Origin of the sequence: Gelidibacter maritimus (assembly GCF_014062315.1) — a bacterium.
Lineage (GTDB): Bacteria > Bacteroidota > Bacteroidia > Flavobacteriales > Flavobacteriaceae > Gelidibacter > Gelidibacter maritimus.
In genome coordinates, this window is sequence record NZ_JACGLT010000008.1 from 119718 (window position 1) to 144466 (window position 24749).

A 24749-nucleotide genomic window follows, 5' to 3' on the forward strand; every position below is an offset into this window, starting at 1 on the left:
CGCCATCTCATGAAGATTCAAAGTTGTTCTCTCCGTAGTTTGCGACTAATTCAAGGTTAGTTTAAAGCATTATGTTTTAAAAGAATAGTTTCTCTACTTCGGTAATCGCCTTTGGCAAACAGCAAACCACCACTCTATCACCACCCTGTACTTTAAAATCGCCCAGTGGGATAATCCCTTTGCCATCTCTTATGACACCACCAATAATGGCTGATCGGGGAAATTCGATATCCTTTATCACTCTTTCGGTAATCTTAGATCGGTTTTTAACAACAAACTCCAATAATTCGGCATTCATATTATTGAGTTTTGTCATTGCAACCACCTCGCCCTTTCGGATGTATCTAAATATATTATTGGCAGCCAATAGTTTTTTATTGATCAAGGTATCAATTCCGATCGATTCAGAAATCTGATAATAATCCATGTTTTCCACTAAGGCAATGGTTTTCTTCACACCTTTGGATTTGGCTACCAAACAGGACATAATATTGGTTTCTGAATTTCCGGTAACGGCAATAAAAGCATCCATATTGCCTATATTCTCTTCTTCAAGTAGCTCTGCGTTTCGTCCATCGCCGTTTACAATCAATACTTTGGGCATATCATCAGCCAATTCAAAAGCGACCTCTTTATTGCTTTCAACCAGTTTAACGTTGAAGTTGGCACGACATAATTCCTTCGCCGTTTTATGGCCAATCTTACTGCCCCCAAGAATCATCACATTCTTAACATCTAAACGCATCTTTCCTGAAAGCTTGAACAATTCTTCGCTCCCTCCTTTTGAGGTCACAAAAACCACTTTATCTCCTTCTTTAAACTCTGTATCACCGCGTGGAATGATGGTGTATTGCGTCCCAAAGCGCTGAATGGCGATGGGCACAAAATGAATCTGTGGGAATACTTCTGCCGCCTGCTGAACCGTTTTCCCTACAAAGGTGGCAGTCATAGACAACCTTAAACTCAACATGGTCAAAGCACCTTGTTCAAACTCATAACCATCATCAAAGCCATATTGGTTCAATAGCAACTCTATCTCTCCTGCTGCCAAAGACACTGGTGAAATCAATTCATCAATCCCAAATTTTGAAAAACCAACCTCATCTTTTTGATCAATAAACTCTGTATTTGAAATCCTGGCAATGGTTCGTCTGGCGCCAAGCTGTTTGGCCAGCACGCAAGCTGTAATATTGGTAGTTTCAGAAGATGTTACGGCAATAAACAGATCTGAATTTTCAACCCGTGCATCTTTCAAAACGGCAATGGACGTAGCATCCCCTTTAATCACCCGAATATCCAAATGATCAATGGCATAGACCAAACTTTCCTTTTTTGTATCGATCAAAGTGATTTCCTGGGATTCGTAAGATAATAGTTTTGCCAAATGAAATCCGACTTCACCAGCACCTGAAATGATTATTTTCATTTAATACATCTTTCAAAAAGAGCTACAAATATAAGATATTTAAAAGTTTCCTATTTAATTTGGAAAGGATATAATGGTATGCCGTCAATATAAAAATCAAGAACTACGAACAGGTTTTGTAAGCTTCTAAAGGACAATCACTTTTTAATTGTGCCATAGCGCTTGGTGTAAACACCTTGGGTTGGAAACTGATTTCTCGCCTTTGAAGGTAGCATTCCAAATCATCAACATTTTCAGCTTTTCACCTCACATTGACAAATTTGCAATAAAAAAATATGTAGTTTTGCCAAAAATAATGCCATGTCAGAAAAAGTAAAACCATACAAGGACAGTCAAGCGAACAAGAAGGAACAAGTGACCAAAATGTTCGACACGATTTCAAAGGAATACGACGGTTTAAACCGGGTCATTTCTTTCGGAATTGATATTAAATGGCGAAAAAAAGTGGTGGACATTATTGCCAAAACCCAACCTAATCGGATTCTTGATATTGCTACTGGCACGGGCGACTTAGCCATTAATCTTGCACAAACCAATGCCCAAGAAATCATTGGATTGGATATCAGTGATGGCATGCTTGAGGTTGGCAGACAAAAAATTGCGGATAAAAAACTGAATGACAAGATCAAAATGACGCTTGGCGATTCTGAAAATCTTCCGTTTGAGGACAACAGTTTTGATGCGATTACCGTCGCTTTCGGTGTCAGGAATTTTGAGGATTTAGAAAAAGGCCTCTCCGAGATTCTACGTGTATTGAAACCCGAAGGCACGTTTGTAATTTTAGAAACATCTGTTCCGATCAAGACACCGTTTAAACAAGGCTACAAATTCTATTCAAAGTATATTTTACCAACTATTGGAAAAGTGTTTTCGAAAGATCGGGTCGCTTATTCCTATTTGAGTGAATCGGCATCTATTTTTCCTTATGGCGAGGCCTTAAACAATATTTTGAGACAAATTGGGTTTAACAATGTTAAGGATTTGCCTCAAACCTTTGGTGTGGCTACCATTTATACGGCAACCAAGTAAACATCCCATTTTAATTGACCAAGAACCTCAATACAATGAAAAGAACTGGTATTATCATTCTATTTTTACTGATCTGCAATTCGGCATCAGCACAATTATTCACTAAGGAAAGAGTTAAAAATCAAGAGAATTTTGATAAGGACCGATTGACCTGGGGCTATTTTTTAGGTTTTAATAGTTATGACTTTAAGTTTCAATACCACGAAGATTTAAAAGATGTCACGGTTAAGACAAGTCTCGGATTTAACGTGGGTTTAGTGGGAGATTTGCGCCTCAACGACTATTTTAATTTACGTTTTGAACCAGGTTTGTACATCTCAAAAAGAAATCTGGAATACGATTTTCCAACTACCAATCCTTCAGACCTCTTCCGAGAAGTGAATTCTACCTATATTCACTTTCCCTTTTTATTAAAAGCCAGCACTAAACGCATCAACAATTTTAAACCTTTTATTGTAGGAGGCCTTTCAACCGCTTTAAACTTGTCCAGTAACCAAGATGGCGATGACAATCGCGCAGGAAAGTTCCGGACCAAAAAAAGCATGCTCTTTTATGAGGTTGGATTTGGGATCGACTTTTATTTGGAGTGGTTTAAGTTTACACCATCTATAAGAGGTGTGTTTGCCATTAACGACGAATTGATTAGAGATCGCGACCCTAATAGTCCTTGGACAGATAATATTGCCTCTATGGAAACACGTGGCGTTTTTATAAATTTCACGTTTCAGTAGGTTCGGATTTCGAGTTTCCTGCTTTGAGTTTCCCGAGGATTCCACAGATTTTCGCAGACGATAACTGATATAAGTTAATAGACCAGAGCTCGTTAAAAAAATCCCAAATTAGAGTTGACCATTATTCGTTATTCAAAATAAACAATCTTCAATCGGTAATTGAAAAAACACCCCGCTCATCCCTAATCCCTAATACCTAATACTACCCGCGCCTCTTAAACTCACTCAATAAAATAGCGGTGGCCGTTGCCACGTTCAGACTTTCCGTTTCTTGATGTTTACTAAAATGTGGAATACCGAGTCGATTTTCGATAAGAACTTCAATTTCAGGAGAAATTCCATTAGCCTCATTGCCCATGATCAAAATGCCTTGTTTTGGTAAAACCTTTTCGTAGATACTATGCCCATCCATAAAAGCACCAAGCTTTTGAACTTTTGTTGTTTTTAAAAAGGTCTCCAAGTTGAGATATCTGACATTGACCCGAGTCAAAGAGCCCATTGTAGCCTGAACCACCTTCGGATTGTAGCAATCGACCGTCGTTTCACTACATACCAAATGCTCAATTCCAAACCAATCGCACAGTCTAATGATGGTCCCTAAATTTCCGGGATCACGAATGGCATCCAAAGCGAGGATCAAGGTATCTGTAGCAACTTTTTCTTCGTTAGGAATTTCAAAAACCGCCACCACTTGTTGCGGGGTCGTTAACGCACTCATCTTTTTGAGTTCAGGTTCAGTAACCGTATAAAATTTTTCAGACGGAACATTATAGTCACCCCTCGTCAGAGCATATATACCGTGGAGCTTAAAGTGGGATTTTAAAAATTCGTCCACAGCTTTTTTTCCTTCCACCCTAAACAACCGATGTTTCAATCGCTGTTTCTTTTGTCCTAAACTTGCAATTATTTTTATTTGATTCTTTGTTAACATTAAAATGTATTTACTTTTGTTACGTTACTGATTCCTAAGAACGATAATTGCAATAGTTGTTTTACCTCCTAGAAAAACAGTAAATTTGATCCCATCAATACTTATGTCCACTTCCTCTTGAAAGTTAAGGTAGCAAAAATATCACTTATTATGGCAATATTCCTATTGCTAGCGTCTTGTAATGCCGTCAAGCGTGTTGCCAAAGACGAGCATCTGCTCATGGACAATACAGTTTACATCAACGATAAGAAGACCAATACAGACGCGCTTAACAGTTTATTGTTTCAAAAACCAAATGGCAAATTTCCATTGTTCGGCGTTCCAATCAGATTGCATATTTACAACCTGGCCCGTCCCAATATAGATTCCATTCTAATTGCCAAATACAGGAATCCTGACGATCCAAAAACCGGTCTCAAAAATTTCATATCCCTAAAACAATATGAAGCCATCATCAATTCGAGAAAGAACTTCAATACCTGGTTAAAAAATACAGGAGAGCCACCGGTCACCATCGATTTGTCAAAAACTGAAAAATCAGCAACCAACCTTAAAACTTATTACTATAAAAATGGATGGTTCAATGCGGATGCTACCTATAAGATTGATACCATAGATACGCAACGGGCAAAAATGAGCTATTATATAACCACTGGAAGCCCTTATTTTATGGATTCCATAAGAACCAGAATAGCCTCTCCCGTTATAGACACACTTTATAAGGACCTTAAAAAAAACTCGTTACTGGTAAAAGGTGAGCAATTTAAGGAAGAAAATTTAACCAATGAGCGTGAGCGATTGGCAACAGAGTTGCGCAACTCGGGACTTTATCATTTTGCGCAAGATTATATCACCTATGAAATTGATACCATTGGCACCAATAAAAAAGTTAATACTGATCTTATCATCCAAAATCGGATCATTAGATATGACGACTCCACTACAACAAAACCATTTAAGGTGTACACCATCAAGGATGTCAATATCTTTACGGATGATGCCTATCAAAATAAGAACCTGACGCCTACAGATACCATTAATTATAAAGGTTTCAATATTTACAGCTACGGGAAATCCAAATACCGGGCAAAAGCATTAACCGATGCCATATTTATTGCCAAAGGTGATATTTTTAAAGATATCAATCGTACGCGGACCTACCGGTATTTAAGCGAATTGCAGACCTTCAAATATCCAAATATTGAGTATATAGAAAACGCAAGGGACAGTTCTTTGACCACGAATATTTATTTAATTCCCAAGAAAAAATTCGGATTAAATTTCAATACTGAAATCTCACAAAGTAATATACAAACTATTGGACTTGGGTTCAGCGGTGGGCTTCTGATCAGAAATGTATTTAGGGGCGCCGAAACATTTGAAGTCTCGGGACTTGCGGCAATTGGTTCCTCTAAAGAATCTGGCAGTAAGAAAGATGTGTTTTTTGACATCACTGAAGTAGGTGCGACCGTTAAACTTACCATCCCGCGTTTATTTTTTCCGTTAAATACTGACCGGGTCATTCCAAAATACATGTCGCCAAGCACCCGAATCAGTGCGGCCGCTACAAGTCAGCGTAATATTGGTCTGGACAAGCAAACCTTTACGGGAAACTTAGGTTACAATTGGTATCCTAATGCTAAAGTCACCAATACCCTGGATCTCTTTAATGCGCAATACGTCAAAAACCTAAATGCCGATAATTATTTTGGGGTGTATCAAAATTCATACAATAGCCTTAACAGTATTGCAAGAAACATCAATTATATTGCTAACACCGAAGCCTTAGCCATTCCTGATGGTGCCGATCAATTTATAAGCGATGTTTTGAGCAACAACACCCCCTTAACGCCGGCAGATCCAAATTATAAAAATGTCAATAATATTGATCAACGAAAAACAAGATTGACGGAAAACAACCTCATCATTTCGTCCAGTTTCAATTATGTCAAAACGAGGCGAGAAAGCATTTTTGACAATGATTTCTCAACAATAAGATTTAGAGTGGAATTCGCGGGAAATATCCTCGCTAGTATTTCAAAATTTGCTGGAGTTGAAAAGAACGCGAATAATCGTTATGATATTTTTGGGGTGGCCTATTCGCAGTATTCCAAAGCTGAAGTGGATTATGTCAAATATTGGGACTTGGGGAAAAAGAATGTTTTTGCCATCCGGAGTTATGTCGGGATTGCTGTGCCTTATGGCAACTCAGACAACATTCCGTTTTCCAAGAGTTTTTTTGGCGGCGGACCTAATGATAACCGTGCGTGGACGGCCTACAATCTGGGCCCCGGACGAACCAAATCAACCAATGAGTTTAATGAAGCCAACTTTAAGCTCCATTTCAGTGCCGAACACCGTTTTAATCTTTTCGGATCTATTTACGGTGCCTATTTTGTGGATGCCGGCAATATTTGGAACGTTTTTGATAATGTCACTGACCCCGAACAAACCTTTGATAATTTCAGTTCGCTTAAAGATATAGCCGTAGGTTCAGGGTTTGGCTTGCGCTACGATTTCAGCTTTTTTGTTCTGCGCTTGGACGTCGGTTTTAAAACCTATGACCCTTCCTATAACAAAGGAAGCAGATGGTTTAAAGACTACAACTTTGCAAATGCCGTTTATAATATTGGCATTAACTATCCTTTTTAGCACCAAAAGACCTCTCTCATATTACCAATTACGAGTTCAAATGCAACACTGATTCTGTTTTCCATTGATATTTACCATAAGTCATCACTACTACAAGGTTATCGTTGCATTTACATGGGCTGTTCACAAAAAACAATAAGGCCAAATCCGTAACTTTGCTTTAATTTCATTATTTTTGAATCTAATTAAAACATAAAATTATTATGAGTCACAACATAAAACCAGGTGTTGCTACCGGCAAGGAGGTGCAAGCTATTTTTAAACTTGCAAAAGAAAAAAAATTCGCATTACCAGCAGTAAACGTCATTGGTTCCAACACCATTAACGGTGTATTGGAAACAGCGGCCGAACTTAATGCTCCGGTTATCATCCAATTTTCCAATGGTGGGGCCGCTTTTAATGCAGGTAAAGGCTTGAGCAATGAGGGTCAGAAAGCAGCTATAGCAGGATCTATTGCAGGTGCAAAGCACGTACATCAAATGGCTGAGGCTTATGGTGTTCCCGTGATATTACATACTGACCACTGTGCTAAAAAATTATTGCCATGGATTGACGGTCTATTGGATGCCAGTGAAAAACATTTTGAGGAAACTGGCAAACCCCTTTATAGCTCACACATGATTGATCTTTCTGAAGAGCCTCTTGAGGAGAACATTCAAATCTGTAAAGAGTATTTAGAGCGCATGAGCAAAATGGGCATGACCTTAGAAATTGAATTGGGCATTACCGGTGGTGAAGAAGACGGGGTGGACAATACGGATGTGGACGACTCAAAACTCTACACGCAACCTTCAGAAGTGGCTTATGCTTATGAAGAATTAAGCAAGGTCAGCGATCAATTTACCATTGCGGCTGCTTTTGGCAACGTGCATGGAGTTTACAAACCTGGAAATGTGAAATTAACGCCGAAAATTCTTAAGAATTCTCAAGAGTTTTTATCTGAAAAACACAACTTACCACACAACCATATTGATTTTGTATTCCATGGGGGATCGGGATCAAGCGTTGAAGAAATTAGAGAAGCTATAGGTTATGGCGTGATCAAAATGAATATAGACACCGACATGCAATTTGCGTTTATGGGTGGAATTCGTGATTACTTCAAGCAAAATGAAGCCTATTTACAAACTCAAATTGGAAATCCTGACGGAGAAGATATTCCCAACAAAAAGTATTATGACCCTCGGGTATGGTTGAGAAAGGGTGAGGAGACTTTTGTTCAACGGTTGAAACAGGCCTTTGAAGATTTAAATAACGTAAATACCTTATAGTTTTACACAGGATTTGCTGGAGGGTTATTTTAATAGCCTGAAAAAAGATTGATGTGATTTTAATCATGGAGTTTCCTTCCCGATAGCTATCGGAATTCGCAGGAATAGCGCATTTAAGAGTTAGATATCGTAAAAACTTCATAACTTTGCGGGAGGTTTTAGGATATTATAAGATCACGAAAAGAATATAAGATAATTTCTAATCATAAGATTCCTTCCCGATAGCTATCGGAATTCGCAGGAATATAAATCGTAAATCAATATGTCTTGGTTTAAAAGAAAAACAAAAGGTATTACCACTACCACAGAGGAGAAAAAAGACACGCCTAAGGGCTTGTGGTACAAATCTCCAACGGGTAAAATTATTGATACAGAAGAACTTGAGAAGAACTTTTTTGTCAGCCCTGAAGACGGATACCACGTAAGAATTGGCAGCAAAGAGTATTTCCAAATTTTATTTGATGATAATAAATTCAAGGAATTGGACGCCAATCTATCTTCAAAAGACCCCTTGAAATTTGTAGATACCAAAGCCTATCCCGATCGGTTGAAGGCTGCAGAGGAGAAAACAAAACTTAAGGATGCGGTACGCTGTGCCGTAGGAAAATCTAAAGGCAAGAACATTGTTGTGGCTTGTATGGATTTTGCTTTTATTGGCGGCTCCATGGGGAGTGTGGTAGGCGAAAAAATTGCAAGAGCAGGCGATTATGCCCTCAAGAAAAAATTGCCGTTTGTTATCATCTCTAAATCGGGAGGTGCACGTATGCAGGAAGCTGCTTTATCCTTGATGCAATTAGCCAAAACATCGGCTAAATTGGCGCAGTTGGCTGATGCAGGCATTCCTTATATTTCTTTAAGTACCGATCCTACAACGGGTGGTACAACCGCTTCATTTGCTATGCTGGGCGACATTAATATCAGTGAACCTGGTGCGTTGATCGGGTTTGCCGGTCCACGTGTAGTAAGAGATACGACAGGACAGGAATTACCGGAAAACTTCCAAACCGCGGAGTTTTTATTGGAACACGGCTTCTTGGATTTTATTACGGAGCGTAAGGATTTAAAGAATAAAATTAATCAGTATATCGATTTGATTACCAATCAGCCGTTGCGGGTATAGTCCCAATATAACGTCTCATTGTAAGAATCTAACGTTGAAAATAGCGGCGGAGTAACAGCCTCTACTGAAAAACAACTTGCCACGAAGTGATAGTGTTTAAACAAAAAACTATCATTCGTGGCATTTATATTAAGAATAGGCTTAAGATGCCAATTCAGCCTTCTGAAAATACACCCTAAAGGTGGTGCCTACACCTACGGTACTTTTAACCTCAATCTTTCCACCCATTCGTTCCACATGGTTTTTAGTGATGAACAATCCTACACCTCTCGAATCTGAGAATTTGTGGAATGTCTTTCTGAACTGAAACAAATCATTCTGATGGGTCTCCAAGTCGATGCCCAGACCATTATCTTCAATTTCCAAAATGACAAAATCGTCTTCAACGAATGACCGTAAGCGCACATAGGGACTTCGTTCTTTTGAGCTGTATTTGATAGCATTGGTCAAGAAGTTAAGAATGATACTATCTAAATAAACAGATACCCCCATAACATGGACATCGTGGTTGACCTCATTGATGATTTTACAATCTTCATTTTTGGCTATGGCATTCATATTATAAATGGCATTTTCAACGAAAGCACGCAATTTTTTTGGTGATAGATTACCATGCTGAGAAAAATCATCCCTTCTGACCTCATTCAGGTTGGATATCGTAATTTCTAACTGGGACAATGACTCTTTAAGCATTTTAAAATTCTCGTCATCTTTAATCCCTGCAGTTTCTTCTTCCATAAAATCCGTAATCATGCCCAAATTACCAATATGGCTTCTAATATCATGAGTTGCGATATGTGCAAAATTCATCAGCTTGTCACTTTGATTTTTCGCAATTTCCTTGATGGAATTTATTTCCCAAAGGATCTCTTTCTGCTTTGTAATGTCCACCACCTGAGAGATAAAATATAGCGGACGTCCATCAGCATGAAACTGCATAGAAACCGACAACAAGCACCAAATCACACTTCCGTTTTTATGAAAATAACGCATTTCAATCTGATAACTATCTATTTCCCGACGCTCTAATTTTCGAAGCTGTATAATATCAGACTCTAAATCATCCTTATGGGTGATGTCAGGAAATTTCATTGCATAGAACTCTTCTTCAGAATAGCCTAAAAGTTCAGTCATGCTTTGATTGACCTTAACCCATCTATAATCCAAACCTACAATGGCAATTCCATTGGGTGCATTTTCAAATATATTTTCGAAAAGCTTATCCTTTATATCTACTAAGTGTCTTGGCATGCGATTAACTGAATTAACCTCAAAAATAACTGTTAACAGGTCAAAAAACTGACCTATTAACAAATATTTATACCCCAATTGGTACAAAACACCCATTGAAAACTTCGAACCATTGACACCACGTGTTGGAATTTAAGATTTTTTCATCTGAAGCATTATTCATGTAACATTAATCACTATCTTTGCACCGTGATTCGAAAATCGAGTCCGTACATAACAATCATTTACAATAATATTAGCATGTATTTAGATCAAAAAGAAAAAGAAGCCATCTTTACAAAACACGGTAAAGGGCCAAAAGACACAGGTTCTGCAGAAGGACAGATTGCGTTGTTCACTTATAGAATCAACCATTTAACAGGACACTTAAAAAACAATCGTAAAGATTTTAACTCTGAGCGTTCTTTGGTAAAATTAGTTGGTAAACGTCGTGCCTTACTCGATTATTTAACTAAGAAAGATATCTTAAGATATCGTGCCATAGTAAAAGAATTAGGGTTAAGAAAATAATCACTATAAAGACCACGCCTTTCAGCGTGGTTTTTTGTTACATTAATATCAATTTAACTACAAGGTGTTAATCACCTAATAGGATTAAAGATAAAAGAAGCGAAGTTCCAAATTACCCCCGATAGTTATCATTCCGATAGCCCTTGGGTGGGACAAAAAAGTTTTTCATTGGTCAACACACAACACTACACAACAACACAACCCTGTCCGTCCAGTAAGGCGGAGACCATTGTTTAATTAGAATAAAAAATTTATGATTCCAAAAGTTTTTAAAGAGGTCATTGACCTTGGTGATGGACGTACAATCTCCATCGAAACCGGAAAATTGGCAAAACAAGCCCATGGCTCGGTTGTTGTGCAATCTGGAAAATGTATGTTATTATGTACAGTTGTTTCCAATTACAAACAAAGTGATGTTGACTTTTTACCGTTAACAGTAGACTATAGAGAAAAATTTGCCGCTGCAGGACGTTATCCTGGTGGCTTTTTCAAAAGAGAAGCAAGACCAAGTGATGGTGAAGTATTGACCATGCGTTTGGTAGATCGTGTATTGCGCCCACTATTCCCAAGTGATTACCATGCAGAAACTCAAGTGATGATTCAGTTGATGTCTCATGACGACGATGTGATGCCTGATGCTATGGCTGGATTGGCTGCATCTGCTGCGATTCAATTATCAGATTTCCCATTTGAATGTGCCATTTCCGAAGCTAGAGTGGGTAGAGTCAATGGCGAATTCATTATCAATCCGACCCGCGCGCAATTGGAAGCGTCTGACATCGATATGATGATTGGTGCTTCTGCTGATTCCGTGATGATGGTGGAAGGTGAAATGGATGAAATATCCGAAGAAGAAATGGCAGAAGCCATTAAATTTGCCCATGAAGCCATTAAAGAGCAATGTGCTGCACAGGTTAGATTGGCTGAAGCCGTTGGGAAAAAACCTGTTCGTGAATACGAGCCGGAAAGAACCGACGAAGATTTAGCGAAGAAAATCCACGATATGGCTTATGATAAAGTATATGCCATCGCAAAAGCTGGATCGGCCAAACACGAAAGAAGTGATGCTTTTGACGCCATTAAAGAGGAAATCAAAGCCACTTTTTCTGAAGAAGAATTAGAGGATTACGGTGGTATGGTATCTAAATACTATTACAAAGCCGAAAAGGATGCAATCCGCGACCTCACCTTAAATGAGGGCTTACGCTTAGACGGAAGAAAAACAGATGAGATCAGACCGATTTGGTGCGAGATTGATTACTTGCCATCTACTCACGGTTCTGCTTTATTTACACGTGGAGAAACCCAAGCCTTGGCAACCGTTACTTTAGGAACTTCAAGAGAAGCCAACCAAATTGACATGCCATCTTATGAAGGCGAAGAGCGTTTCTATTTACATTATAACTTCCCTCCTTTTTCAACCGGTGAAGCACGTCCAATTCGTGGGACGTCCCGTCGTGAAGTAGGACACGGTAATTTGGCACAACGTGCCTTAAAAGGAATGGTTCCTGATGAGTGCCCATACACCGTTCGTGTGGTTTCAGAAGTATTGGAGTCTAATGGTTCGTCTTCTATGGCCACCGTTTGTGCTGGTACAATGGCCTTGATGGACGCTGGGGTACAGTTAAAGAAACCGGTTTCTGGTATTGCCATGGGCTTGATCTCTGATACCGATTCTGGAAATTATGCGGTATTGTCTGATATTCTTGGCGATGAAGATCACCTTGGCGATATGGACTTTAAAGTGACTGGAACTGCAGATGGAATTACCGCTTGTCAAATGGACATCAAGGTCAAAGGTCTGTCATACGAGATTTTAGTGAATGCATTAAAACAAGCCCGTGATGGCCGTTTGCACATTCTTGACAAATTGGTAGAAACCATTGCTGAGCCAAACTCAGACGTTAAAGCACATGCTCCGAAAATGGTGACCCGTGTGATTCCTAACGAATTCATTGGTGCATTGATTGGACCTGGAGGAAAAGTCATCCAAGAATTACAAAAAGAGACCAAAACGACGATTGTTATCAACGAAGATCCGGATACTGAAGAAGGTATCGTGGAAATTTTAGGTACCGATCAGGAAGGGATCGATGCGGTATTGGCAAAAATCGATTCGATATTGTTCAAACCTAGCGTTGGTAATTCGTACTTAGTAAAAGTCATTAAAATGCTCGATTTTGGTGCGGTCGTTGAATATGAAGATGCGCCAGGAAACGAAGTGTTGCTACACGTGAGTGAATTGGCTTGGGAACGTACAGAAAATGTTTCGGACGTTGTGAATATGGGTGATGTTTTTGAAGTGAAATACTTCGGAGTCGATCCTAAGACGCGTAAAGAAAAAGTGTCTCGTAAAGCATTGTTGGAAAAGCCTGAAGGTTTTAAGGCAAGACCACCAAGAGATAACAACCGAGATAATAGAAGTGGCGGACGTGATAACCGTGGCTCACGCGATAATCGTGGCTCACGTGACAATAGAGGTCGTGATGACCGCAAACCAAGAGAAAATAAAAAAGAGGATTAATTTTCCCTTATCATTCTGAATACTTTCCAAACCTGACAGGTTTTAAACATCTGTCAGGTTTTTTTATGGCCATTTTTAAGATAGTAACCCGACAAAATTGCAAATTCCCGACAACCTGTCACCTTTATAAAATTTAACAATTGAGAATATGACAAGTTTTCTCTACCCTAATTCAGAAATATGTGATGATAGCTATTCATAATTATGAAATTGATGAATCCCTAAATTGATTTTCTAAAACTGGACTTCCGTACAGTCCTTGCAGCTATAATGGAAATTTATATTGATAATCAATACACTAAAAAATGAAAGTATTAGTCATTGGAGCAGGAAATATGGGATTGACCTATGCAGAAGGCATGGCCAACTCTCCCTTGCTCAATAAACATAAACTTCGGATTTTTGACACGGATCCAAAAAAAATCGAAACCTTAAGACAACAACCTCAATTTGATGTCTATGACACGCTTGACGATTGTCTGCCAAAAGCGGACCTCGTTTTTATAGCGGTAAAACCTTACCATAGTGCCGATCTTTTCAAGATCATGATACCAATGCTCAACGACGACCAGATCTTTGTGTCGCTGATGGCTGGAGTGACTATAGAAACCATTCAACAGCAATTGGGCAAAAGTAAGGTGGTACGAACCATGCCAAACCTTCCGGCGCAAGTTGGAAAAGGCGTGACTTCCTATACCGAATCGGACACGGTCTCAAAAGTAGAGTTACTGATGGTAAGAAATCTATTAGATACCACTGGAACTTCCATACATGTTGATACAGAAAAATTTATTGACGCCTCAACAGGAATCTCAGGAAGTGGTCCGGCTTATGTATTCTATTTTATGCAATCAATGTTGGATGCAGCCTTAAAAATGGGCTTCTCACCATACGATTCCAAAGTCTTGGTGAGCAACACGTTTGAAGGAGCCATTGAGCTCTTTAATCAGAATGATATGTCACCAAAAACATGGATTGAAAAAGTGGCCTCCAAGGGTGGTACAACCCAAGCGGCCATTGATTGTATGGACGATAATAATGTAAAACAACTCATTCAGGACGCGGCCTATGCAGCATTTGATAGAGCCGTCGAATTGGGAAAAAAATAATAATGGAAACGAAACGAATAGTAGTAAAAGTTGGTACCAACGTACTGACCAATAAAGACAATAGAATTTTAGGCCCTGTTTTAAGGGAACTGGTAAGACAAATATCGGTATTGAACGAAAGGGACGTTGAAGTGATTCTTGTGTCCTCCGGATCGGCCATTGCCGGTAAGGAAATTTTAGGTGAGACCAGCATTCAGGATCCCTCCATCAGAAGACAAGTGTACTCATCTGTAGGTCAACCTCGAATGATGCGTCATTATTACAGTCTCTTTCATGATTATGGCATGCGGTGCGCCCAGGTTCTGGCCACCAAACGCGATTTTGACCCAGGCAAACACCGAGAAAACATGATCAACTGTTATGAGGGGCTTCTTGCTGAAGGAATCACACCCATTGCCAATGAGGACGATGCCACATCATTGACCATGTCCATGTTTACTGACAACGACGAACTGGCGAGCCTTGTGGCGGAATTACTGGATGTTGACCGATTGATTATCCTCTCGGATACCAATGGTCTATATACCGGTCACCCTGATGATGAAGACTCCACCCAATTGAAAGAAGTCTCAGTCAATCAAGCCGTTGAGCAATATGTCAAGGCTTCCGGCAAAAAAGAAGGCGAAGGTCGCGGCGGAATGGCTTCAAAATTAAAGATTGCCAAAGGAACAGCCAGAAAGAATATCCCAACGTATATCGCCAACGGAAAATTGGAAAATGTCATCGTGGATATTGTTGATAACAAAGAAATTGGAACAAAGTTCATTAACAAAAAAGAGGGCAGCACCACCCATAGCGGCAAAACGCCACTCCCTGGAATAAAAGTGCAATAATCTTAAGCTCGACGTATTTATAGATGGCTTCGCTCGAACAGTAGAATGGCGATGCATTCCGTGAAATCGGAATAAGGATGAAAGGGTTACAAGTTTTACCCTTGAAAGATTTCCAATGGTGGTTAGCTTTTATATAGCCAAGATAAATGGATTGGCAAAAAACTTAACAGTAATATTATTTAAAATAAACACATATTATGAAACTCTTAAAAACAGATATAAAAAATAAAGTGCTTAAATCAATGATGACCATTATTGATAAAGAGCGCAACAATATTTTAGAAGCAAACAAAAAAGATTTGGATGCCTTTGGCAAAGATGATCAAGCGCTATATGACCGCTTGGTGGTTGATGATTCCAAAATTGATGGGATGATCACTGCCATATCAGAGGTGGAAGCCCAAGACGATCCTGTTGGTCAGGAAATCTCCGATTTAATTTTAGATAGCGGATTGCAGATTACCAACAAAACGGCGCCTTTTGGGACCATTTTGATCATTTACGAATCCCGACCGGATGTGACTATTGAAGCGGCTGTGTTAGCTTTTAAGGCCAATAATAAAATCCTTTTAAAAGGCGGAAAAGAAGCCTTGAACAGTAACCTCATTCTCGAAAAGTGTTGGCACCAAGCCTTGGAAGAAAATGGACTTAGCAAAGACTGGATCAAGCTTCTTCATTTACAGCGTGAAGAAACTCAGGAATTCTTAAGGAATCCGACCGAAAAAATTGATTTGATCGTGCCAAGAGGTGGCGAACGCTTGATTAAATTCGTTAAGGACCATGCTACCTGCGCCGTCTTGATCAGCGGAAGAGGAAACAATTTCCTATATGTTGCCAAAGATGCCGATTGGGAGAAAACAGTCAAGGTCATCGTTAATGCTAAAACCGATAAAATTTCGGGTTGTAATGCCTTGGACAAGGTTTTAATCGATAAAAACATCCCAAATTATGAAACAAAGCTAAAAGACCTTCAGGCTATCTTACAAAATCTGAACGTCGAATTGCTGGTGGATGATAAGGTTGGTAAAATTTTAACCGATGTTGCCCAAATTAAAACGGATGACACCTGGTACGAAGAATTTTTAGCCATGAAGCTCGTTATTGCAGAAGCTGAAAATGAAGATGAGGCTATTGACATGATCAACACCTATTCTGGTGGACATTCAACCTCTATCCTTACTGAAGACCCTGCCCTGGCACAAAAATTTATGGAGCAAGTAGATAGTGCTGCGGTTTACCATAATGCCTCTACCCGATTTACTGATGGCGGACAAATGGGCGTTGGCGCCGAATTGGCCATTAGTACGGATAAGCTACACCACAGAGGCCCATTAGGATTGAAACAATTGGTCACCAATAAATATTATGTATTTGGTGATGGCCACGTGAGAGTGTAGATGGTTTGAGGTTTTTGAGTAATTAGCGCCCCGTCCGAACCTGCCTTTTCATGTCCGAATGAACACATTCAGGCAGACGGTACGGGCGGGTTAGGGATGAGAATTAATGATTGTTGATTGTTGATTTTTGATTGTTGATTATTGATTGTTGATTTTTTGAAGAAGGAATAACGAATAATAATCAACTCTAATCGAAGACAAAGATTAACGATTGTTGATTTTTGATTGTTGATTGTTGAATCAATGAATAACGGTCCACTCTCATCAGGGGTGTTCAGTGAGAGGAGAGCGAGATGTCAATGCCGACTGCGGCCTGTCAACTGCTGACTTTAAAAGTTAAAGATTCCTAAAAATTTGTATTTGTCAGAAATAAAAGTATATTCTTTATTATGGTTCATACAGATAAAGAGAAGTATACGGAAGTTTTAAGTACCTCATTAGAGTACTTAGAAAACATTGGTTTTGAGAATATCAAAGCAGACGCAGAGGGTTACGAAACCCCAAAATCATATCTCAAAAAGGGTAGTGATATTAACATTACACCGGATATTGTAGCCGAAAAAGAAGGCAGGAAGCACTATTTTGAACTGAGTTTAAAATCGGATAAAACTCGTCTTTTAAAATCAAAATGGTTGTTTTTAAACACGTTGAGTGCCATGAGCGCTTCCCGTTTTAAAATCATTACCACTCGTGGACATTATAAGTTTACGAATGAGATGCTTGAAGACATCAATTTGACAGATAAGAAATTGATCAAACTTTAATTATAAAAATGGTTTTTAGTAGCTTTACTAAAAACCATTTTTTTTTATGCCACGCTATCTCAAAAGAGATCTACACTTCTGATTAACTGACACATATCCCCCAAGTCAGGTCACCTCAATCACTCAAAAAACATCTCACTTTAAAATATATTTGACTTTCTTGTAACATTTCGAACCCCTTTTACGTATAACTACTTACGAAAGGATTATTCACTATATTAAATAAGAGAGGCACATTTAAATGAGACAACTCAAAATTACGAAGCAAGTTACCAATAGGGAAACGGCTTCGCTAGACAAGTATCTTCAAGAAATTGGAAAAGTTGACTTAATTACCGCAGATGAGGAAGTGGAATTGGCGCAACGTATTAAAGCTGGAGATCAACTGGCTTTAGAAAAGTTAACCAAAGCCAACCTACGATTTGTCGTATCGGTAGCAAAACAATATCAAAATCAAGGCTTGACCTTACCCGATTTAATCAATGAAGGTAACTTAGGTCTTATTAAAGCGGCGCAACGTTTTGATGAAACCCGCGGATTCAAATTTATTTCCTATGCCGTATGGTGGATCCGTCAGTCCATTTTACAAGCTTTGGCCGAGCAATCGCGTATTGTTCGATTGCCATTGAATAAAATTGGCTCCATCAATAAGATCAATAAGACGTTTGCATTTTTAGAGCAAAGTCATGAGCGTCCGCCAAGTGCCGAGGAAATTGCCAAAGAACTGGACATGACTATCAATGACGTGAAGGAGTCCATGAAAAACTCTGGCCGTCACGTATCGATGGATGCGCCTTTGGTGGAAGGTGAAGATTCGAACCTTTATGATGTTTTACGCTCTGGCGAATCGCCAAATCCGGATAAAGATTTATTGCATGAGTCGTTGCGTACAGAGATTGAACGTGCGTTGGAAACATTGACACCTCGTGAAGCCGATGTCATCCGTTTGTACTTTGGTTTGGGCGATCAACACCCGATGACCTTAGAAGAAATCGGCGAAACATTCGATTTAACGCGGGAACGTGTCCGTCAGATTAAAGAAAAAGCAATTCGTAGATTGAAACACACCTCAAGAAGCAAAATATTAAAAACTTATTTAGGATAGTCGCACTTAGTGATGATTACTAAATGACAGCAACAAACAGCACATTCTCTTAAATGAGACACCTGCATTCGCAGGTATTAAGCTGTTCGTTTTTTGATTGATGAAAGAACCCTCGGCTGATTACCGGGGGTTTGTTTTTTTGAAAATGAAAATGAAGTCGAAATTGCTAATGAATGTTGAACATTCAATCTCGAAGTTGAGATGCTATTTCACAAAAGACACAAAGAAGAATTTGATAAAATCCTTTGTGTAACTTTGAGTATCCTTTGTGGAACTTCGTGTCATAGCTCCTATAACTGAAAACCTCCCGCAGATGACGCTGATTTTCGCAGATGAGAACTTCCTATTCTGGCTGTGGAAAAAGAGATTAAATTGCCTGTCCGTCCGAAGATTCATTGAACGCGGAAAGTTGAAATTGAAATCCCTAATTGTACTTCGCTAATTGGAGTTGACCGCTATACATTCAACAATCGTCAATCACTAATCAACAATCGTTCAATAATCTCTCCGATAACTGAAAACCTCCCGCAGATTACGCTGATCTTCGCAGATAAGAACTTCCTATTCTGGCTGTGAAAAGAGAATAAATTGCCTGTCCGTCCGAAGATTCATCGAAGGCGGAATGTTGAAGTCAAAACCTGAAACCTGAAAACAATAGAAACTAAATTCAAACGTAGCTGCTAAAAACTGAGACTGCATGCTGCCGACTGCCAAGTGTATACTGTCTACTACAAAATACCCTCTAAAGAAAGTTTTTAATATCGAATAATGAATGTTGAACACCCAATCTCGAAGTTGAGATGCTATTACACAAAAGACACAAAGAAGAATTTGATAAAATCCTTTGTGTAACTTTGAGTATCCTTTGTGGAACTTCGTGTCATAGCTCCTATAACTGAAAACCTCCCGCAGATGACGCTGATTTTCGCAGATAAGAACTTCCTATTCTGGCTGTGGAAAGAGAGTTGCAATTACCTATCCGTCCGAAGATTCATCGAAGGCGGGAAGTTGAAGTCGAAGCTTGAAACTTGAAACCTGAAACCAATAGAAACTAAATTCAAACGTAGCTGCTGAAAATTGAGACTGCATACTGCCAAGTGTATACTGTCTACTACAAAATACCCTCTAAAGAAAGTTTTGAATATCGAATAATGAATGTTGAACATCCAATCTCGAAGTTGAGATGCTATTTCAAAAAAGACACGAACCAGTCGACCGACAGGCAGGGAAGTCACAAACGACACAAAGAAGAATTTGATAAAATCTTTTGTGGAACTTTGAGTATCCTTTGTGCAACTTCGTGTCATAGCCCCTATAAACCTGAAAACCTCCCGCAGATTACGCTGATTTTCGCAGATAAGAAATTGCTATTCTGGCTGTGGAAAGAGAGATTAAATTGCCTGTCCGTCCGAAGACTCATTGAAGGCGGAAAGTTGAAATTGAAATTCCCAATTGTAATTCGCTAATTGGAGTTGACCGCAATACATTCAACAATCGTATATCACTAATCAACAATCATTCAATAATCTCTCCTATAATCCTGAAAACCTCCCGCAGATGACGCTGATCTTCGCAGATAAGAAATTGCTATTCTGGCTGTGGAAAGAGAGTTGCAATTACCTCTCCGCCCGAAAATTCATCTAAGGCGGAAAGTCGAAACCTGAAACCTGAAAACAATAGAAACTACATTCAAACGTCTCTGCTAAAAACTGAGACTGCATACTACCGACTGAAGACCGTCAACTGCGGACTTTTTTTCTCTATCTTTGCAAAAACTTTACAACAACACAACAATAACAAATATGTCTTCAAAACTTATTGCCCCTTCAATTTTAGCAGCAGATTTTGCCAACCTTCAACGTGATATCGAAATGGTCAACCAGAGTGACGCCGATTGGTTCCATATTGATGTGATGGATGGTCATTTTGTACCCAACATTTCCTACGGAATGCCGGTGATTTCAGCCATTAAAAAACACGCCACCAAACCCTTGGATGTGCATTTAATGATTGAAAAGCCTGAGCGCTATATTGAAGAATTCGCGAATGTTGGCGCAGACATTATTACGGTGCATTATGAATCCACCGTGCATTTGCATAGAACATTAAGACAAATCAAAGATGCAGGCTGTAAGGCAGGTGTTGTGCTTAATATCACGACTCCTCTCGTGGTTTTGGAAGACATCCTTCCAGAATGCTATATGGTGTTGTTAATGTCCATTAATCCCGGCTTTGGCGGTCAGAAATTTGAAGAGGTTACTTATAAACGTATCAAGAATCTGCGTCAAATGATTGATGCGCAAGGCTTGGACACGCGAATTGAAGTTGATGGTGGCGTCACCGATAAAAACATCCAAAAACTGGTGGAAGCAGGCGCTGATACTTTCGTCGCCGGAAGCCATGTCTTTGGAAGCGATAATCCAACCGAAACAATCAAGGTTTTACGAGAATTGGCCAACGCATAAGTGCAACTATCCTATCGACTTTCTAAGACGGATTTTTGATTTACGACTGTTGCCCGAACGTACCGTTTCCTTCCCAATGGAATTCATATAATCCTGGCGGTACCGGTCGGACGGGCTGAGGTGCTTAATTTTCCTATTTTTTGGTCAATCGGTTAATTTTAGACAATCGATTATAGTCGTTGAAATAGTAGAGTTCAATTAGGTGAACCTATTCCATAATCCATTGGGTAATATATTTAACACGAGTAGCCTTAAGGTGGCTTTATCCTGCCTTTATCCTGCCACTATCCCGCCGCTATCCCAACAGCACCTACGGAGTTAAATTTCGGTATCTTTTGATTTATTTTCCTTCAAAAATTCTAAATTCAACAACCCAATATCAATTTCACCAAACAGAGGGCTATGAGACAGTATCTGAAACCAATTATTAAGTTCTTTATTCAGGGACAACCCACTAAAAACTACCCACTACAAGCCACCCACCCCTCACTCTAAAGCCTCATAATCAAAAATTCAATCAAATCTGTGGTGGTCACAATTCCCACTAATTCGTTATCATCCACAACCGGCAGTGCATGAAATTCTCTTTTAGTCAGAATTTCGGCAACCTCCTTGATACTCGCCGTAGAAGACACGCTCACCACATTTTTTGCCATCACCTGTTCAATGGTAAACATATTATAGACCAAGCTTTCAATCTCACCATCATCATCAACAGCGTCTACGAAACTAATTCGCAGCAGATCGGTGTAACTCAACATTCCGATAATGGACTTCCCATCAACCACAGGGATGTGTCTAATTTTATGTTTTTTAAATAAATATTCTGCCCTTTCAAGATCATCGTCTTTTTTGAGTTTGACAATTTTAGTGGTCATTATTGCAGAGACTAATTGGATATTTTTCATGGTATTTCGTTTTATGATTCAATGATAAAAATAAACCATTGTTTGCGAAAAAATCATGATATATATCACTCCTTAAACCTATTCCAACCCACAAAAATTTCTCTACGCCATCATAAGCACCAGTTCATGCCCTCGAACCTCAGACCTCAATAAACACCCCAATAATCAATGTTTCACCCCCAACACCATATAGAACACCCAAAACCCAAAACCAACAACAGACAACCGACAACCCCACAACCGACAACCCATAACAGACAACAGAGAACCCACAACAGAAGACAGACAACCGACAACCGACAACCGACAACCCACAACCGACAACCAAAAAAATCCGACCCACAAATAAATTGCAAGTCGGATTTCAATGATTAGATATTATTCTACATTAACTATTCCCATAACCATAGTTATACCCATAGTTATAGCTGTATCCGTACGACTTGCTTGCACCAACGCTATTGATCACATAAGCCATATTTTTCAACTTGCCACTTTCCGATAAATCTTTAGAGAATTTCAAGAGATTCTTCTCGGTAAAATCGGCTCTTGCTATATAAACGGTAGCATCCGCTAACTGAGAGATCAGCATGGTATCGGTCACCAAAATGGTTGGTGCGGTATCGACAATAATATAGTCAAATTCCTCTTTGGCTTCTTCAATAAGCTTTGTAAAACGGCCATTGGTCAAAAGGTGCGCAGGATTTGGAGGAATGGTGCCTGATAACAAAATACGGTGTCGTGGGTGTTGCTCAAAACCACTCACCAACATCTCTTTCCAATTAAAGCTATCATCATGGAGATAATTGGAAAGTCCTGGCGTGTCTTTGCCTTCTTCAATATGCACATGGATCTGCGGATTTCTTAAATCGGCACCCACCAGTAACACTTTCTTATTGATACTGGATAACGCCAAGGATAAATTGATACTTACATAAGTCTTGCCTTCACCTTTGATGGTTGAGGTACAGTAGATCACTTTTCCTTTTCCATCGTCCTCTGCCGGCAAAATATAATTAACATTGGAACTTAAAATTCGAAAAGATTCTGCCAATACCGACCGCGCATTTGGATCGTCAAAAACAAAGCCCTTATCTTTCTTCATATCCGGAATTTCACCAATCACCGGTACCTTAGGGTTAATCTTTGTAACATCCTCTTTACTGTGCAATTTGGTGTCCAGCAAGAAGATAAGATACAGCAATCCGAATGGAACAAGCAAGCCGCCAACAAAGGCACCTAAATAAACGATTCGCGACTTCGGTGAAATTGGCGCGTTCCCCGTCAAAGCATGCTCTACAATCTTTATAGATGGCTCCGTAATGGCTAAATTAATTGCAGCTTCTTCGCGTTTTTGTAATAATAGGAGGTATAGACTCTCTTTAATATGCTGCTGACGGTCAATGGCGCGCAATAACTTTTCCTTTTCAGGAATCTGTGCTACTTTTCCGCTGAATCGTTGATTTCTGTTTTCCAATTGTTGGCTGGACGTTTCCAATTGGTTGACGTAGTTATTGAGAGAGCGGTTGATATTCGCTTTAAGGTCTTCAATTTCGGCTATAGCCTGTTTCACGATGGGGTTATTGGCACCACCACTATTTAAAAACTTATCCCTATTAAGTACGGCTGTATTATAATTAGCAATTAATTCATTAATGCCGCCGTTATTAATCCCAATATTGGCCGGTAACAAATCGGACTCCGTGTTCTCGGTAAGCGACTGTTTCAATAAGCGGGATAAGGCCAATTGGCTCTCTATTTGAAAGGCTTCCTCTTCGGATTTAGTGCGTTGCTCCAAGCCGAGTTCTGCATCTACCTTAATATCCACCAAATTATTCCGCTGCTTAAAATCTTGACGTCCTGATTCAATCGAATCCAATTCTTCAGCCAAGTACACAAAACGATCGTCAATAAAATCTAAGGTCCGTTTGGAGATCAACTGCCGGTCGTTGATGCCATCATTATCAAACACCTCCATCAACGTGTTGACGATGTTTTCCGAAAGGGCCTTACTTTCGCCCTTAGTCGATATTTTCAACAAGTCACTTTGTTTACCTATAGGCTCCACCGAAATTGCAGATTTTAAGCTTAAGGCGACATTTTCTATCGGTCTAAAGGTTATAATAAAAGTCTTCCCTATCATATCTGATTTGGAGCCTTCAGCTCTAAGATCTACTTCAAAAGGCAGCTCATGGAGTTTGCTATAGGTTGAAAAACCATCAAAAGACACGGTAGCTTCATCATCTCCACTGATAATTTCTAAACCTTTGTTCTTAATTTTAAGTTTATAGGATGAACTTTTTAAGATACTATCTGGATGAATTAGTTGCTCAAACTCAAAAGGTAGGCTTTCTTGCTGGGTCGTTCTTACTGTCCCCTCCTCATAGAAACTCGTATTTAAGTTTAATTCCCTTACCACACGGTCCATCATAATATAAGACGTTAAAATTTCCGTCTCATTTTCCAAATTGATGTTTGAACGTTTAAAAATAAAAGCCGCCGTTGGCAATTCCAAGCCATCAGATTTATCCAAAATTTTGATTTTAGAATAGGTCTGATAAATACGAGGTGAAAACCTCACGTATAGATAGGCGCTGATTAAGGCAATAACTAAGCTTAGTACAAACCAAGGCCAGTATCTTAAATAGCGTAAAATTTCCTGCTTTAAATCGAGATGCTCCTCTTCTTCAAACGCATAAGGTTTATTGACAGAATCTTCCATA

18 protein-coding genes are annotated in these 24749 nt (G+C 39.3%); 13 read left to right on the top strand and 5 right to left on the bottom strand.

All coding sequences use genetic code 11. From position 1 onward, the window contains the following. Positions 1 to 76: 76 nt before the first annotated feature. Positions 77 to 1426: a Trk system potassium transporter TrkA gene (trkA, locus tag H3Z82_RS11530; RefSeq protein ID WP_182205659.1), complete on the bottom strand. Its 1350-nt coding sequence runs from the start codon at positions 1424 to 1426 to the stop codon at positions 77 to 79. Positions 1427 to 1726: 300 nt separating this feature from the next. Here trkA and ubiE point away from each other — a divergent pair, with 300 nt between their 5' ends. Both ubiE and porT read left to right on the top strand, forming a co-directional pair. Continuing rightward, positions 1727 to 2455 (top strand): bifunctional demethylmenaquinone methyltransferase/2-methoxy-6-polyprenyl-1,4-benzoquinol methylase UbiE, encoded by a 729-nt coding sequence (ubiE, locus tag H3Z82_RS11535; RefSeq protein WP_182205660.1) that lies wholly within the window; start codon positions 1727 to 1729, stop codon positions 2453 to 2455. Between the two features lie 35 nt (positions 2456 to 2490). Further along, a complete protein-coding gene (gene porT / locus H3Z82_RS11540; RefSeq protein WP_182205661.1) occupies positions 2491 to 3186 on the top strand; it encodes a type IX secretion/gliding motility protein PorT/SprT in 696 nt (231 codons plus the stop codon). A 202-nt stretch (positions 3187 to 3388) separates the two neighbouring features. Here porT and H3Z82_RS11545 read toward each other — a convergent pair whose 3' ends face one another. Beyond that, the gene (locus H3Z82_RS11545; protein WP_182205662.1) at positions 3389 to 4117 is read right to left on the bottom strand and encodes an RNA methyltransferase; all 729 of its coding nucleotides are present in this window, start codon (positions 4115 to 4117) and stop codon (positions 3389 to 3391) included. 150 nt (positions 4118 to 4267) lie between these two features. Here H3Z82_RS11545 and tamL point away from each other — a divergent pair, with 150 nt between their 5' ends. From tamL to accD, 3 genes are all read left to right on the top strand, one after another. Next, the gene (tamL, locus tag H3Z82_RS11550; protein ID WP_235982441.1) at positions 4268 to 6769 is read left to right on the top strand and encodes a translocation and assembly module lipoprotein TamL; all 2502 of its coding nucleotides are present in this window, start codon (positions 4268 to 4270) and stop codon (positions 6767 to 6769) included. A gap of 203 nt (positions 6770 to 6972) precedes the next feature. Beyond that, positions 6973 to 8040, top strand: coding sequence for a class II fructose-bisphosphate aldolase (fbaA, locus tag H3Z82_RS11555; protein ID WP_182205664.1), 1068 nt, complete (start codon positions 6973 to 6975; stop codon positions 8038 to 8040). Between the two features lie 262 nt (positions 8041 to 8302). Beyond that, complete coding sequence (gene accD / locus H3Z82_RS11560) at positions 8303 to 9160, top strand: acetyl-CoA carboxylase, carboxyltransferase subunit beta (RefSeq protein ID WP_182205665.1); 858 nt, start codon at positions 8303 to 8305, stop codon at positions 9158 to 9160. Positions 9161 to 9301: 141 nt separating this feature from the next. Here accD and H3Z82_RS11565 read toward each other — a convergent pair whose 3' ends face one another. Then, entirely contained in the window at positions 9302 to 10411 is a 1110-nt protein-coding gene (locus H3Z82_RS11565) for a sensor histidine kinase (protein ID WP_182205666.1), read from the bottom strand. Between the two features lie 240 nt (positions 10412 to 10651). On the opposite strand from H3Z82_RS11565, the gene rpsO reads away from it, so the two are divergent. The 8 genes from rpsO to rpe all read left to right on the top strand — a co-directional run bounded on the left by rpsO (position 10652) and on the right by rpe (position 21118). Further along, entirely contained in the window at positions 10652 to 10921 is a 270-nt protein-coding gene (rpsO, locus tag H3Z82_RS11570; RefSeq protein ID WP_182205667.1) for a 30S ribosomal protein S15, read from the top strand. A gap of 253 nt (positions 10922 to 11174) precedes the next feature. Further along, entirely contained in the window at positions 11175 to 13445 is a 2271-nt protein-coding gene (locus tag H3Z82_RS11575) for a polyribonucleotide nucleotidyltransferase (protein WP_182205668.1), read from the top strand. 305 nt (positions 13446 to 13750) lie between these two features. After that, on the top strand, positions 13751 to 14554 hold the full coding sequence (gene proC / locus H3Z82_RS11580; protein ID WP_182205669.1) for a pyrroline-5-carboxylate reductase: 804 nt from the start codon (positions 13751 to 13753) through the stop codon (positions 14552 to 14554). Positions 14555 to 14556: 2 nt separating this feature from the next. Next, the gene (proB, locus tag H3Z82_RS11585) at positions 14557 to 15387 is read left to right on the top strand and encodes a glutamate 5-kinase (protein ID WP_182205670.1); all 831 of its coding nucleotides are present in this window, start codon (positions 14557 to 14559) and stop codon (positions 15385 to 15387) included. Between the two features lie 197 nt (positions 15388 to 15584). Further along, positions 15585 to 16784, top strand: coding sequence for a glutamate-5-semialdehyde dehydrogenase (locus H3Z82_RS11590; RefSeq protein ID WP_182205671.1), 1200 nt, complete (start codon positions 15585 to 15587; stop codon positions 16782 to 16784). Between the two features lie 389 nt (positions 16785 to 17173). Further along, the gene (locus tag H3Z82_RS11595) at positions 17174 to 17548 is read left to right on the top strand and encodes a hypothetical protein (RefSeq protein ID WP_182205672.1); all 375 of its coding nucleotides are present in this window, start codon (positions 17174 to 17176) and stop codon (positions 17546 to 17548) included. A gap of 241 nt (positions 17549 to 17789) precedes the next feature. Beyond that, positions 17790 to 18653 carry a sigma-70 family RNA polymerase sigma factor gene (locus H3Z82_RS11600; RefSeq protein ID WP_066433750.1) on the top strand — a complete coding sequence of 288 codons (864 nt, stop codon included), beginning with the start codon at positions 17790 to 17792 and terminating at the stop codon, positions 18651 to 18653. A 1802-nt stretch (positions 18654 to 20455) separates the two neighbouring features. Next, complete coding sequence (gene rpe, locus H3Z82_RS11605) at positions 20456 to 21118, top strand: ribulose-phosphate 3-epimerase (RefSeq protein ID WP_182205673.1); 663 nt, start codon at positions 20456 to 20458, stop codon at positions 21116 to 21118. Positions 21119 to 21609: 491 nt separating this feature from the next. Here the strand turns inward: rpe and H3Z82_RS11610 are convergent, their stop codons facing one another. Together H3Z82_RS11610 and H3Z82_RS11615 are read right to left on the bottom strand one after the other, a co-directional pair. Beyond that, positions 21610 to 22026 (bottom strand): CBS domain-containing protein, encoded by a 417-nt coding sequence (locus H3Z82_RS11610; protein WP_182205674.1) that lies wholly within the window; start codon positions 22024 to 22026, stop codon positions 21610 to 21612. Between the two features lie 388 nt (positions 22027 to 22414). Continuing rightward, positions 22415 to 24748 (bottom strand): GumC family protein, encoded by a 2334-nt coding sequence (locus tag H3Z82_RS11615; protein ID WP_182205675.1) that lies wholly within the window; start codon positions 24746 to 24748, stop codon positions 22415 to 22417. Position 24749: the final 1 nt, after the last annotated feature.

Bases quoted from the DNA above. Each gene is read 5' to 3' on its own strand.
- trkA (WP_182205659.1), bottom strand. From the start codon at position 1,426: ATGAAAATAATCATTTCAGGTGCTGGTGAAGTCGGATTTCATTTGGCA.
- ubiE (WP_182205660.1), top strand. From the start codon at position 1,727: ATGTCAGAAAAAGTAAAACCATACAAGGACAGTCAAGCGAACAAGAAG.
- porT (WP_182205661.1), top strand. From the start codon at position 2,491: ATGAAAAGAACTGGTATTATCATTCTATTTTTACTGATCTGCAATTCG.
- H3Z82_RS11545 (WP_182205662.1), bottom strand. From the start codon at position 4,117: ATGTTAACAAAGAATCAAATAAAAATAATTGCAAGTTTAGGACAAAAG.
- tamL (WP_235982441.1), top strand. From the start codon at position 4,268: ATGGCAATATTCCTATTGCTAGCGTCTTGTAATGCCGTCAAGCGTGTT.
- fbaA (WP_182205664.1), top strand. From the start codon at position 6,973: ATGAGTCACAACATAAAACCAGGTGTTGCTACCGGCAAGGAGGTGCAA.
- accD (WP_182205665.1), top strand. From the start codon at position 8,303: ATGTCTTGGTTTAAAAGAAAAACAAAAGGTATTACCACTACCACAGAG.
- H3Z82_RS11565 (WP_182205666.1), bottom strand. From the start codon at position 10,411: ATGCCAAGACACTTAGTAGATATAAAGGATAAGCTTTTCGAAAATATA.
- rpsO (WP_182205667.1), top strand. From the start codon at position 10,652: ATGTATTTAGATCAAAAAGAAAAAGAAGCCATCTTTACAAAACACGGT.
- H3Z82_RS11575 (WP_182205668.1), top strand. From the start codon at position 11,175: ATGATTCCAAAAGTTTTTAAAGAGGTCATTGACCTTGGTGATGGACGT.
- proC (WP_182205669.1), top strand. From the start codon at position 13,751: ATGAAAGTATTAGTCATTGGAGCAGGAAATATGGGATTGACCTATGCA.
- proB (WP_182205670.1), top strand. From the start codon at position 14,557: ATGGAAACGAAACGAATAGTAGTAAAAGTTGGTACCAACGTACTGACC.
- H3Z82_RS11590 (WP_182205671.1), top strand. From the start codon at position 15,585: ATGAAACTCTTAAAAACAGATATAAAAAATAAAGTGCTTAAATCAATG.
- H3Z82_RS11595 (WP_182205672.1), top strand. From the start codon at position 17,174: ATGGTTCATACAGATAAAGAGAAGTATACGGAAGTTTTAAGTACCTCA.
- H3Z82_RS11600 (WP_066433750.1), top strand. From the start codon at position 17,790: ATGAGACAACTCAAAATTACGAAGCAAGTTACCAATAGGGAAACGGCT.
- rpe (WP_182205673.1), top strand. From the start codon at position 20,456: ATGTCTTCAAAACTTATTGCCCCTTCAATTTTAGCAGCAGATTTTGCC.
- H3Z82_RS11610 (WP_182205674.1), bottom strand. From the start codon at position 22,026: ATGAAAAATATCCAATTAGTCTCTGCAATAATGACCACTAAAATTGTC.
- H3Z82_RS11615 (WP_182205675.1), bottom strand. From the start codon at position 24,748: ATGGAAGATTCTGTCAATAAACCTTATGCGTTTGAAGAAGAGGAGCAT.